Origin of the sequence: Pantoea sp. T14 (assembly GCF_036663535.1) — a bacterium.
In the GTDB taxonomy this organism is placed as follows: domain Bacteria; phylum Pseudomonadota; class Gammaproteobacteria; order Enterobacterales; family Enterobacteriaceae; genus Pantoea; species Pantoea phytostimulans.
In genome coordinates, this window is record NZ_JAWUEB010000020.1 from 153,888 (window position 1) to 166,885 (window position 12,998).

General features: G+C 51.7%; 11 protein-coding genes. 6 read left to right on the forward strand and 5 right to left on the reverse strand.

Annotation, left to right across the window (positions count from 1 at the left end; genetic code table 11):
* The first annotated feature begins 409 nt into the window (after positions 1-409).
* Positions 410-1,225 (forward strand): TIM barrel protein, encoded by an 816-nt coding sequence (locus SC127_RS08990; protein WP_215845340.1) that lies wholly within the window; start codon positions 410-412, stop codon positions 1,223-1,225.
* A 94-nt stretch (positions 1,226-1,319) separates the two neighbouring features.
* On the opposite strand, the gene SC127_RS08995 is transcribed toward SC127_RS08990, so the two are convergent.
* Positions 1,320-2,540, reverse strand: coding sequence for an MFS transporter (locus SC127_RS08995; protein WP_243079888.1), 1,221 nt, complete (start codon positions 2,538-2,540; stop codon positions 1,320-1,322).
* Between the two features lie 392 nt (positions 2,541-2,932).
* On the opposite strand from SC127_RS08995, the gene SC127_RS09000 reads away from it, so the two are divergent.
* Positions 2,933-3,988, forward strand: a complete 1,056-nt coding sequence (locus SC127_RS09000) for an AI-2E family transporter (protein ID WP_243079889.1) — start codon at positions 2,933-2,935, stop codon at positions 3,986-3,988.
* Here SC127_RS09000 and SC127_RS09005 read toward each other — a convergent pair.
* Entirely contained in the window at positions 3,977-4,669 is a 693-nt protein-coding gene (locus tag SC127_RS09005; RefSeq protein WP_332625999.1) for a FadR/GntR family transcriptional regulator, read from the reverse strand. The two genes, SC127_RS09000 and SC127_RS09005, sit on opposite strands and share 12 nt — an antisense overlap.
* A gap of 149 nt (positions 4,670-4,818) precedes the next feature.
* On the opposite strand from SC127_RS09005, the gene uxuA reads away from it, so the two are divergent.
* Entirely contained in the window at positions 4,819-6,003 is a 1,185-nt protein-coding gene (uxuA, locus tag SC127_RS09010; protein WP_243079890.1) for a mannonate dehydratase, read from the forward strand.
* Between the two features lie 54 nt (positions 6,004-6,057).
* Here the strand turns inward: uxuA and SC127_RS09015 are convergent, their stop codons facing one another.
* On the reverse strand, positions 6,058-7,011 hold the full coding sequence (locus tag SC127_RS09015; RefSeq protein WP_215845337.1) for an ABC transporter substrate-binding protein: 954 nt from the start codon (positions 7,009-7,011) through the stop codon (positions 6,058-6,060).
* Positions 7,012-7,020: 9 nt separating this feature from the next.
* The gene (locus SC127_RS09020) at positions 7,021-7,785 is read right to left on the reverse strand and encodes a class II aldolase/adducin family protein (RefSeq protein ID WP_332626000.1); all 765 of its coding nucleotides are present in this window, start codon (positions 7,783-7,785) and stop codon (positions 7,021-7,023) included.
* A 234-nt stretch (positions 7,786-8,019) separates the two neighbouring features.
* On the opposite strand from SC127_RS09020, the gene SC127_RS09025 reads away from it, so the two are divergent.
* Together SC127_RS09025 and SC127_RS09030 are read left to right on the forward strand one after the other, a co-directional pair.
* On the forward strand, positions 8,020-9,624 hold the full coding sequence (locus SC127_RS09025) for an EAL domain-containing protein (protein WP_332626001.1): 1,605 nt from the start codon (positions 8,020-8,022) through the stop codon (positions 9,622-9,624).
* Positions 9,599-10,561 (forward strand): D-2-hydroxyacid dehydrogenase family protein, encoded by a 963-nt coding sequence (locus SC127_RS09030; protein WP_332626041.1) that lies wholly within the window; start codon positions 9,599-9,601, stop codon positions 10,559-10,561. The genes SC127_RS09025 and SC127_RS09030 overlap by 26 nt, the downstream gene beginning before the upstream one ends.
* Here the strand turns inward: SC127_RS09030 and SC127_RS09035 are convergent.
* Positions 10,550-11,023 carry a hypothetical protein gene (locus SC127_RS09035; RefSeq protein WP_243079893.1) on the reverse strand — a complete coding sequence of 158 codons (474 nt, stop codon included), beginning with the start codon at positions 11,021-11,023 and terminating at the stop codon, positions 10,550-10,552. The two genes, SC127_RS09030 and SC127_RS09035, sit on opposite strands and share 12 nt — an antisense overlap.
* A 424-nt stretch (positions 11,024-11,447) precedes the next feature.
* Here SC127_RS09035 and proP point away from each other — a divergent pair, with 424 nt between their 5' ends.
* Positions 11,448-12,953: a glycine betaine/L-proline transporter ProP gene (gene proP / locus SC127_RS09040; protein WP_215845333.1), complete on the forward strand. Its 1,506-nt coding sequence runs from the start codon at positions 11,448-11,450 to the stop codon at positions 12,951-12,953.
* Positions 12,954-12,998 lie beyond the last annotated feature (45 nt).

Sequence of the window (12,998 nt, forward strand, 5' to 3'; positions counted from 1 at the left end):
GTTGCCTCTTTGAATGTTTACGTTCCCTGCAGACTGCGCGTGCTGGAAGTCACGTTGCCTGATCAGGCGAAGCCTAAAGCGTGTTATGAAGCTATTACAGTGGAACAAATTTTTCAAATAGTTCTTTTTGGAAAATTTCTTTTTAGCGGCACAGATCGCATTTTTCTTCGCGGCTTTGCGTGTTGGCATCAAAATGCATTTTAGCCAGTGATAATGCGCCTCCAGCAGCGGCAGCAGTGCCATAAAATCTTATGCGTTTTTTCAAAGAAACAGGGTATATGATCTGCGCTATGGAACGAAATATGAAATTATTGCGAAGCAGATCTAATAATACGCATTCCATTATTCACTATTAATGAAATAAATGTTTTCTTTGCTGCATCTTATCTCCCCTAACAGGAGCCGCAGCATGGCCATTGATCCCACTCGTTTCTGTATTAACCGAAAAATTGCCCCTGCCCTTTCGCTGGAAGCCTTCTTCCAGTTAGTACAGCGCCTGGGATTAAGCAAAGTAGAGCTGCGTAATGACATGCCGAGCGGCAAAGTGACAGATGATTTATCACCTGAACAACTGCGCGCGCTTACCGAGAAATATCACATTGAAATTGTCACTATTAATGCGCTTTATCCCTTTAACCGTGCCGACGATGCGCTGTTGGAAAAAGCGGAGGCGCTGTTAAAAGAGGCAAAAAGTATCGGTGCGAAAGCCTTGGTGATGTGCCCACTGAACGAAGGCGTTGCCATCTCACCTCAGCAGACGCTGGAAGCGATGCAGAAACTCGCGCCGCGTTTTGAACATTATGGCGTGCAGGGTTTAGTTGAGCCGCTGGGTTTCCCGATCAGTTCGCTGCGTTCTGCCGTACAGGCACAGCAGTTGATTCGTGATGCCAACGTACCGTTTAAACTGCTGCTGGATACTTTCCACCACCATCTGTATGAAAATGCCGAACAAGAATTTCCGGCAGAGATTGATGTTAACCAGATTGGCCTGGTGCACTTGTCCGGCGTGGAAGATACCCGCCCAACGGCTGAGTTGACCGACGAAGAACGCATCATGTTGAGTGATCACGATGTGTTGAACAGCGTGGCGCAGGTGAAGCGCCTGGAGATGCTTGGTTATAAAGGTGTCTACGCGTTTGAGCCTTTCTCATCCGAACTAAACCGCTGGACGCCAACCGAAATAGAACGCCAAATTCGTTTCAGTATCGAACTGCTACAAGCCTAATCCCCTGCGCGGCGCTGACGTCTTTGCGCCGCGTGACCTTACCCTTATCTGTGTCTTGTGACACATTTTTTGGCCTCGGTCGGAGGCCGCTTTTTTACTTTTCCTCTCTTTCACTCTTCAGCGCAGTGGGCTGATGACGAATCATGCGTAATGTGCAAAACAGCGCAAAGCAGACCAACAGCGCGGTGAGCAGATAGACCAGCGGCACACCTGCGTAGCTCATGATAAACCCGGCAATTGGCCCGGTGATCCCCAGAGATAAATCCATAAACGCCGTGTAGGTTGCTAACGCGCTGCCCTGATTTTGCTGCGGCACCACTTTTACCGCCACCACGCCAATTGCCGGGAATACCAGCGAGAAGCCTGCGCCGGTGAGAAACGCCCCCGCTTTTGCCATCCAGGGCTCGAATGCGCCCGCCACCAGAAACAGACCAACCGCTTCCACTGCCAGGCAAACGCTGGCAACGCGCAGTCCACCGTGACGAGTAATCGCATTGGGAAACAGCAAGCGTGCACCGACAAAAGCGGCACTAAACAGCGTGAGCGCAAAGGCGGCACCTTCCCAGCCTTTCGCCTTGTAGAACAGTGTAATAAAGGTCGCAATAACGCCGAAGCCCGCGGATCCCATCGCCAGGATCAGGCCAAATCCATACACTTTTCCCAACACGGCGCGAAACGGCAGTGGTCTGCCTTTGCTCGCTTTTACCGCTGGGCGCGGTATTGCCAAAGCAATGGCGACCACAGAAATAGTGATAATAATGGCGGAGAGCCACAATAAGCCGCCCATACGAAAAATCATGACGCCGAGCGGCGCACCAATCGCCATCGCGCCATAGGTGACGATGCCATTCCAGGATATTACCCGACCAATATGCAGCGAGCCGACGCGCGCCACGCCCCATAGCGAGGTGCCCGTTCCCGAGAAACTTTGGCCCACGCCAAGAATTAATCGTCCCACACACAGCAACACCAGGCTCAACGTTGGTGTGCTGAGCGTCAATGCTGCCGCCAAAATGCATAACCCGCTGATCAAACACCCCACCAATCCCCAAACCACCACTTTTTTTGGTCCCCAGAGATCGGCGTATCGTCCAGCATGCGGACGACTCAGCAGCGTGGCGAGATACTGCAAGCTGATGACTAATCCCGCCCAAAAAGCGCTGTAGCCGAGCGTGTCGTTGACAAAACCCGGCAGCACCGCCAACGGTAAACCGATAGTGAGATAAGTAGCAAAGTTGTACATCACAATGGAGATAATCAGGAGGGTAATCTGGGAATGACGGGGTGCAGATTGCGCTGCGGGTTGGTCTGGCATGAGTAATTGCGCTCGTCTTTAGCTGAATTTTTTAGGCTCAAGAAATGACTATACCTTAAATAATTCGGATTGCGGCAAGGCGGTAGCTGATCGGCCCCGCTTACAGACAACAATAGAGAGGAGGTTCGCTATTGTGCTCTGCGAGCGGTTTACCGTACCGATTTACGTCAGCGGCAACGCAAACCATCACGATTTTATCTGGCGACAGTGTGAACAGGGTGTGGTGGGACAATAGCAACAGTCGCATTGCTTTCCCGTCTGACATTGATAGTGGGCGCGCGGGCATGACTGCGTCGCCACGTGAGTGAGCTCTTACCGTTTCTCTGATAAATCAGTTTGTTAATCCGGCTTAGGCTACACTTCTCTCAGCCAATTTTATTTCAGGAGAGGGAATGAGCGAGCTACAGCAGGAAAAAATTGGGCAAAATATTCTGATTAAACTGGCGATGCTGGTCATCGTTCTGGCGGGTATCCGCGCAGCTTCCGATATTCTGGTTCCGCTGTTACTCGCGGCCTTCTTCGCTATTGTGCTTAATCCGTTGGTGACGATGTTGATGCGGCGCGGGTTACGTCGTGGAGTGGCGATCACCTTGGTTATTACGGTGATTATGTTGGTGATGTTGCTGCTCATCGCGGTAATAGCCAGTTCGGTGAGTGAATTTTCGGATATCTATCCGCAATTACGCGCCACCCTGGAACAGAAAATGACGGTTGTGCAGCATTTAGCAGCGCAGTTTCACCTTAATATCTCCACCGAGTCTCTGGTACAACGCTTCGATCCCAGCATGATGATGAATCTGGCTACCAGTGCGCTAACCCGTTTTTCCGGTGCCATGACCAATATTGTGCTGCTGGTTCTGACGGTGGTTTTCATGCTGTTTGAAGTTCACCATCTGCCTTACAAAATGCGTAACGCACTGGTCAATCCCAAAATACGCATCGCGGGATTGCACAAAGCATTGAAAGGCGTCACGCATTATCTGGCATTAAAAACGCTGGTTAGCTTAGTTACCGGCGTTGCCGTCTGGCTCAGCTTAGTGTTGCTGGGCGTGAAGTTCGCGCTACTGTGGGGCGTGGTGGCGTTTATTCTCAACTTCATTCCTAACATCGGTCCAATCCTTGCGGGTATTCCACCGTTTATTCAGGCGCTGCTGCTGAACAGCCTCTTTGATGCCGTGATGGTGGCGGCGCTGTTCTCTGCCATTCACATGGTGTTCGGCAATATGCTGGAACCACGCCTGATGGGGCGTGGACTGGGTTTATCAACGCTGGTGGTCTTTTTGTCGTTGATTTTTTGGGGCTGGTTGCTGGGGCCGGTCGGTATGCTGCTATCGGTGCCGCTGACCAGCATTACGAAAATATTGATGGAGACCACGCCGGGCGGTAGCCGTCTGGCGATCATGCTGGGTACCGGACGTCCCAAACGCGCGAAAGGATTAACCAAGTAAACGCTGCTGCACGTGTTGTAGATGCTTTTCCATCGTCGCACGTGCAGCGGTTTCATCACCCGCGACAATCGCCTCGGCAATGTGCTGATGATCCTCATTCATTTCTTGGGCAAATGCGTTATCTGCGTAGTGCCGCTCCAACCGTTTAAAATGCGGACTTTGACGCTTGTTCCAGAGATATTCCATCATGTCGCGCAGCAGATCGTTGCCGCTCATTTCGCTGATTAACAGATGAAATTGTTTATCTTGCTCCAGAAACGCGGCGTCATTTTCATTAAACTGCTGCAATTCTGCTGTCAACGCCAGCAAGGCGGCGCGCTGTTGTGCAGTGCCATGACGCGCTGCAAAGGCAGCTAACATCCCTTCAAAAGCTTCACGCGCCTGAAGCAGGTCGTGCAGACTGAAGCTTTCTGTTTCTCTGATGTCATTTTTTACGCCGCCCTGCGGCAGCGCTTGCGCCACATAAATGCCATTTCCGGTACGGATATCCACCCAGCCCGTCATTTCCAAAACAATTAAGGCTTCGCGTACCGATGAGCGACTCACACCAAGTTGCTTCGCCAGCTCACGTTCCGCAGGCAATAATCCGCCCGGCACAAATTCGCCCTTTTTAATGCTGTCCATAATCGCGTTAGCGATTTGACGATATAAACGTTCTGCTTTCAGTACAGGTAGCGCCATCTCTTTCTCCTTTGCGTGCGCAGAAGACCGACGTGTCGCAGCGCTCACATTTTTTCATGCTGCGATCCCGATCACGGCCTTTTATAGCGCACTATCTTACTCTTGGTCCAGCGGCCTGACCACTGGGCCAAATCACAAAGGGAGTGAAAATGGAACACACTTGGCGTTGGTATGGCCCGAACGATCCGGTTTCTCTGGATGATGCACGTCAGGCGGGTGCAACAGGCATTGTGACCGCGCTGCATCACATTGCGAATGGCGAAGTCTGGCCGGTGGAAGAGATCAAAGCGCGTCAGGCGTTACTGGCGGAAAAAGGCTTGATCTGGTCGGTGGTCGAAAGCATTCCGGTGCACGAATCCATTAAAACCCAGCGCGGCGATTATGCGCGTTACATCGCTAACTATCAGCAATCGATCCGCAATCTGGCGACCTGTGGCATTGATACGGTGTGCTACAACTTCATGCCGGTACTCGACTGGACGCGAACCGATCTGGCGTGGGAATTGCCCGATGGCGCAAAAGCCCTGCGCTTTGATGCGGATGCTTTTGCCGCCTTTGAACTGTTTCTGCTGCAACGTCCCGGTGCCGAAAAAGATTACAGTGCTGAAGAGCAGCAAGCTGCTGCTAACCGCTTCGCCGCCATGAGCGAAGAGGAAAAAACCACGCTGGTACGTAATATTATTGCCGGTTTGCCAGGCGCCGAAGAGGGCTATACGCTGGAACAGTTCCAGGCGCAGCTGGCGCAATATGACGGTATCGATAAAGCCAAACTGCGTGAACACATGGCGACTTTCCTGCGTGCCATCGTGCCGGTGGCGGAAGAAGTGGGTATTAAACTGGCGGTGCATCCTGATGATCCCCCGCGCCCTATTCTCGGTTTGCCGCGCATTATTTCGACGCAGGAGGATATGCAATGGCTCAAAGAAACTGTCGACAGCCTGCATAACGGCTTCTGCTTCTGCACCGGTTCATATGGCGTGCGGGCAGACAATGCGCTGGTCGAGATGGCGGAAACGTACGCTGACCGCATCAACTTTATCCATCTGCGCGCCACCAAGCGCGAAGAAAATCCCAACAGTTTCCATGAGGCGGCGCACCTGGCCGGTGACGTCGATATGGTCGGCGTGATCAAAGCGATTCTGACAGAAGAACAACGTCGCCGCCGGGCGGGGAACCAACGCGCGATTCCGATGCGTCCCGATCATGGCCACCAAATGTTAGACGATCTGCACAAGCGTACCAATCCCGGCTATTCAGCCATTGGCCGTCTGAAAGGATTAGCGGAATTGCGAGGCGTTGAAGTGGCGCTGCGCCAAACGTTTTTTCAGGATTAAAGGCCATAAGAAAGCCCCGAACAGGTTGCGCTGTTCGGGGCTTTCTTTCAGCGATTAAGGGGCTGCGTTAAATACGGTTCTATCCGTAATCGCCTGCACGTTCACGGCGTTTGGCAAAATCTTCAATTCGCTGAAGAGATTTGAGACTTCCTGCACTTTGGCAATATCGTCCGGTGTCACAGGGCGAATGCCGTGGGAAATACGGGCGGTAATTTTCTGCGCATCCTGTGGTTTCAGGCGCGTTAGCTGTGCATAAACATTGTTGTACGCTTCTGGATGGCTGATCGCCCATTTACGGGCTTTTTCGAGTCGCTGGGTGAAATCAGCAATCGCCGCACGCTTACCCGGATCGTCGAGCGATGCTTGCGTAGCAGTCACAAATGACAGCGCTGTGGTAAGCCCTTTTCCATCACGCAACACGCGTCCACCCTGTTGTTCCGCAATACCTAAATAGGGATCAAAGGTTGCCCAAACGCCGATTTGACCGGAGTTAAAGGCTGCACTGGCATCGGTAGGCAACACAAAACGTACCGGCACGCTGTCGCGTTTTACCCCCGCTTCATCCAACGCCTGATACAGCAAATACTGCGAGATACTCCCGCGTGCCGATGAGACCACCACTTCTTTACCCGTTAAATCTTTTACGCTGTGGATCGGCGAGTCGGCGGGAACCACCAAGCCATTTGAGCCGCCATCACCAACATTGGTGGCAATTATTTTCAGCGGCACGCCGCCGGAGGCGGCCATCAATACTGGCAGGTCGCCCGCGTAAGAGGTATCAACCGCGCCCGCCCGCTGTGCTTCAAACAAAGGTGCAGCACCCTGAAAATTCGCCCAGCGGTAGTGATAAGGCGCATCTTTCATTACGTCTGCCGCTTCCACCAGCGAGCGCAGATTGCGAGCTTGATCGCCCAACACCAGCGTCACCTTACTCAAATCCTCTGCTGCCTGCGCACTGAGATTCACACTGACTAACAGGGCGACGAGCGCCACTCTGATGATTTTCATCTTTATCCCTTACAGCGCGTTACGGTTGAGCTGGCGGATGTAGGCATCCCAATGCAGTAGATATTTTTTATTGGTAATGCTGTTCTCAAACGTCTGCGCGGCTTTCTCTGCCACCGCATCCGGCAGAATCAGTAATTCAGCGCCGCCAGACTGCGCCGCAAGCTGCGCCTGGCACGCTCGCTCAAGGTAATAAAGGTTGTAGAAAGCTTCTTCGATGCTGCCACCGCTGGTCAGCAAGCCATGATTGCGCAGGATCAGCGCATTGAGAGAACCGAGGTCGGCGACGATGCGCTGCTGTTCATCCAGATCGAGGGCGATACCTTCGTAATCGTGGTAACCCACGCGCTGGTGAAACCGGGTACTGTGCTGAGAAATCATCAGCAAACCCTGTTTTTGTGCCGATACGCCAATTCCTGCGGCGGTGTGGGTATGCATTACCGCATGTGCATCTGGGCGCGCACGATGAATAGCACTGTGAATAACAAATCCCGCTGGGTTAATTCCCAGCCCTGTTGGGTCGTCAATAATATTGCCGTCAATATCAATCTTCACCAACGTTTCAGGTCGAATTTCATCAAACGTTTGCCCATAAGCATTGATAAGAAAGTGGGGTTGATCGCCCGGCACACGCAGCGAAAAATGGGTGTAGATGTGATCGGTCCAACGGAGTTTTGCGGCTAATACATAGGCTTGTGAGAGCTTAACGAGAGCCTGCCATTCGGCATCGCTTACGCGCTGTTGTAAGGAAGTTGAGGTCAGAATTGCCGTGCTCATGTCCGCTCCTTGTTGCTGAATATGTGCTTGCGGTCATCGTGACACAGCCTTTTCACGTCAGGGAAATGCCAAAAACGGCAAAACATTGTCAATATTTGCAATGAACGGTCGATAATTGACCTTAATCAGTTTTGATCTTAATCAAAACGCTACCCTGCATCGCCCGAGGACATGCTATGCTGCGCTGACTCATTAGCACCTCCTCAATACGGATCACTTTTAGAGGATTTTGCGGTGCCGCCACTGAAACGAAAACGTGATTACGCCAGGCTCATCATTCTCCTCGCCGGCGCATTGCCATTGATTCTTGGCACTATTTTTACCGTTATCGATGCTCACCATACGGTTCACCAGCAACAGGTGAGCGCCGCAAAAACGCTTTTGTCTCAGGCCGAAAAGATGAGCGACAGCGGCTGGGATATGATCACTTCTCTGCGTAAATACCATTACCAACCTTGCAACCAAATCGAAGATAAATTACAGCTTGCAGGCACGCTAAATGCCTATTTCAGGGCCATTGGGAAGTTACAGGATGACAGAGTGGCCTGCTCATCCGCGTATGGCTTAAACCCGGGTTCGCTCAAAGAGATGATCAGGCGCGATCCGCCGGTAACAGGCCGCGCTTGGTGGAGTTTGTCGATTGCCGGCACCGCAGGCGTGCCCAATCGCCCTGCGGTGATCTTTGTGCGCCAATTGCCAGACGGTGAAGGTTTTTGGGCGGTGATTGATGGTCAATACCTGATGGACTTCATGGAGGCCATTGGTGAATCGCGCGGTTATCAGCTCTCAATGCGCTTCAACGACGGCGCACCTATTTCTGTCGGTAAAGTTGAGACGGTGAAAAATCGTTTTTTTGATGCTCAAACCTATCAGACGACCTCATTGCGCTACCCGATTAGCGTCAATATCGTGGCACCAGGCTCTGAATTAGCCCGTGCCTGGCGTCAGGTTCTGTTTGTCTTTCTGCCGATGGCTGCCATTTTTTCAATTCTGTTGATGATCCTTACCGCTAACTGGCTGCAACGGCGGATCTCATGGCGCGATGAGATACGCCGCGCCATTAATGGCCGCCAGTTTACCGTGCATTATCAACCGGTTTACAACGACCAGCTGCAGCGCTGCTCCGGTGCCGAAGCATTAATGCGCTGGACGTTGCCTAACGGCACCGTGATCCGTCCCGACATTTTTATCAGCGCGGCTGAAGCCGAAGGCATGATTGTGCCGCTAACACGCCACTTAATGGAGTTGATCGCTGAGGATGTGCAGGATTGGGAAGTTGAGCCGGGTTTTCATTTAGCCATTAACGTGGCCGCTGAACATTTACAGCATCCTGAATTCGTCAGCGATATGCTGCAATTTGTCGAAAAAGTGAAGCATCAACAATTTGTTATTACGCTGGAATTAACGGAGCGCAGTCTGATTAAAGATGGCGACGCCGTGGCGCGTAAACTTGATGCGTTGCGTGAAGTCGGCATTAAGGTCGCGATTGATGATTTTGGCACCGGTCATTGCTCGCTGAGCTATTTAATGACCTTCTCGCTCGATTATTTAAAAATTGATCGGGGTTTTATTAACGCTATTGAATCGCTGGGCGGTGAAACACCGGTACTGGACGCTATTATCAATCTCAGCTTTAAATTGCGTTTACAGGTTTTGGGTGAAGGCGTGGAAACGCCGTTACAGCTTCTTTATTTGCAACAACGCGGCGTGGTGTTTATTCAGGGCTACTATTACGCTCAGCCCATGAGTAATAGCGCGCTGAAAATCTGGCTCAAAGAAAAAGGCCCCTTGCCCATTCACGTTGAGGATCATGATGCGTCTGAATTGCACCCTTCTTGATGATTATCAGAATATCGCCTTATCACTGGCGGACTGGGAATCGCTGCAACCCGTTGTCACCTCGCGTAGCCTGCAACAACATATTGATGAACCCGACCAGCTGGTTGAGCAACTTGCCAACAGCGATATTTTAGTGGTGATGCGCGAACGCACAGCCATTGATGCGGCGCTAATAGCGCGTTTACCTGCGTTAAAACTGATTGTGACCTCTGGCATGCGCAATGCCGCGATCGATCTGGCTGCTTGCCGCGAGCGTGGCATTGAAGTGTGCGGCACCAGCAGCAGCAGCGCGCCGCCAATGGAGCTGACATGGGGACTTTTACTGGCACTGGCACGGCGCATTACCGACGAGAATCAGGCGCTGCGCACCAACGGCCCTTGGCAGCAATCTCTGGGCATGACGCTGCAAGGTAAAACGCTGGGATTAGTGGGTTTAGGCAAAATAGGCAGCGCGATGGCAAAAGTCGCGCAGGCGTTTGATATGAAGGTCTGTGCGTGGAGCCAGAACCTGACGGCTGAACGCGCAGCAGAATGTGGCGTAACCCAAATGCCCACGTTACAGGCGCTGCTGGCAAACAGCGATGTCGTCTCACTTCATCTGGTGCTTAGCGATCGCACGCGTAACCTACTGGACGCCAGCACGTTGGCGCACATGAAACCGGGCGCGCTGCTGGTTAATACTTCGCGTGCTGGGCTGGTTGATCAATCCGCGATGGTTGCTGCTCTCAAATCGGGGCAACTTGCGGGAGCTGCACTGGATGTATTTGAAACTGAGCCGCTTCCTGCCGATCACCCTTTGCGCAATTTGCCTAACGTCGTGGCTACGCCGCATCTGGGTTACGTCGCCGACAGCAATTATCAGGCTTACTTTGCTCAGGCGGTAGAAAATATCGCGGCGTGGCTGGATAACAAGCCGCTGCGTTCTCTACTTAAATAGCGGCGCGCGGCGCTTCATGGCGACGCGTAATGCCACTTCAACGGAATCTTCATTCCCTGCCTGCAGCGGCGCGGCGGATTGCGCCTGAAGACGCTGATTAATCCGCTCCAGCGTCGGCATTAATTGCCCCACCAAGCGCTGATATTCATCCAGTTGAGCGCTATTTTTGCCGGTACGGGTAGAAATGTGTAGCGCTTCGCCTAATTGCTGCAATTGTCGGATGCACTCCTTGCCCTGCCTGGTCAGCCAATCGTTTGCGCGCCGAAGCAAATCATCAGGATTTTGTGCTAGCTGTTGCAGTGCTTGTTCAGCGCGATCGTCACACTGAATCCACAACTGCGGAATCACCTTAGTAGCAGGCTTTCGTCGAGAGAGGGGCCGATAATTGATTAATTTTCTTTCTATGGTGTCAAATTGAGACAGCCAGGAGTTCTTGAAGGGCTGAAGCGATATCCGTGTCATTTATCCTCCTTACGTCATGACGCGCAGAGTATTACCGAATGTTTCAAATCTGGCAAGTTTCAATAAGCAGTCAAAATATACATTACTTTAACTTAAGATTAACCTTATTAAGCGCATTACTGGCGCTTTTCAGCACTGCGGAAAAATCCATCAATCGTCATCAGACACCGCCATTTTTAACCCACTAGCCTGCTGCTTGTTACCCGGCCAAAACGGTCATTATCAGGTCAAACATGACAAATATCACACTAAAACGGTATACTGTGTCGCTTGAAGCGATAATTTCGACAGGAATTAGTGCTTTTACCGCCAGGGGAAAAGGCACTTTTCCGGCTATGCTTAAATTTCCTCAACGCAGCGGTCTGAATGCATTTGCTCGGTTCGCGCCGTTGAGGACTTTCATGTTCCATTACAGGGTAATTCTATGAAATTGCGTAGGAAGCGTGTAAAACCAATTGGGCTTGATGATGTCACCATCATTGATGATGCCCGTTTACGTAAAGCCATCACCGCGGCATCTTTGGGCAACGCGATGGAGTGGTTTGATTTTGGTGTATACGGCTTTGTAGCCTATGCGCTGGGCAAGGTGTTCTTTCCAGATGCTTCTCCCAGTGTGCAGATGATTGCTGCGCTGGGTACTTTCTCTGTTCCTTTCTTAATTCGTCCTTTGGGCGGCTTGTTCTTCGGTAGGCTAGGCGATAAATATGGTCGCCAAAAGATTCTCTCTATTACCATTATCATCATGTCGATCAGTACATTCTGTATCGGCCTGATACCGTCTTACGCCTCAATCGGCATTTGGGCACCTATTCTGTTGCTGTTGGCAAAAATGGCACAGGGCTTCTCGGTGGGCGGTGAATATACCGGTGCATCGATCTTCGTTGCCGAATATTCGCCGGACCGCAAACGCGGCTTCATGGGCAGCTGGCTCGACTTCGGCTCCATCGCGGGCTTTGTGTTGGGTGCAGGCTTAGTGGTGCTGATCTCCGCCATTATTGGTGAAGAGAGCTTCCTTGAATGGGGCTGGCGCTTACCGTTCTTTGTGGCGTTACCGCTGGGCATCATTGGTCTCTATTTGCGTCATGCGCTGGAAGAGACGCCAGCGTTTCAGCAGCACGTTGAAAAACTGGAACAAGGCGATCGCGAAGGCCTGCGTGACGGTCCAAAAGTCTCTTTCAAAGAGATTGCCACTAAACACTGGCGCAGCCTGCTGGCATGCGTAGGGCTGGTGATTGCAACTAACGTAACCTACTACATGTTGCTCACCTACATGCCAAGTTACCTGTCGCATAACCTGCATTACTCCGAAGATCATGGCGTATTGATCATCATCGCTATCATGATTGGTATGCTGTTCGTTCAGCCCGTCATGGGAATGTTGAGCGACCGCTTCGGTCGTCGTCCCTTTATCATCATTGGCAGTATCGCGTTACTGATCTTCGCGATTCCGGCGTTCATGTTGATTAATAGCGGCGTATTAGGATTGATTTTTGCGGGTCTGCTATTGCTTGCTGTGATTCTGAATGCTTTTACCGGCGTGATGGCATCGTCGCTGCCCGCCATGTTTCCAACGCACATCCGTTACAGTGCGTTAGCCAGCGCCTTCAACATTTCGGTACTGATTGCGGGTCTGACGCCCACCTTTGCTGCCTGGCTGGTTGAAACCACCAACAACCTTTATATGCCGGCTTACTACCTGATGGTCATCGCCGTGATTGGTTTAATTACCGGTATCTACATGAAAGAGACCGCGAACAAACCACTGAAAGGCGCTACGCCTGCGGCGTCTGACCTTAATGAAGCGCGTGAAATTCTTCAGGAACATCACGATAATATCGAGCAGAAAATCGAAGATATCGATGAAGAAATTACGCGCCTCGAAGCGAAGCGTAAAAACCTGGTGCAGCAGCACCCAGACATCAACGAGTAATCTTTTCTCTCCCGCCGCCCGGCGGGAGATTTTTTTCTGTCTCTG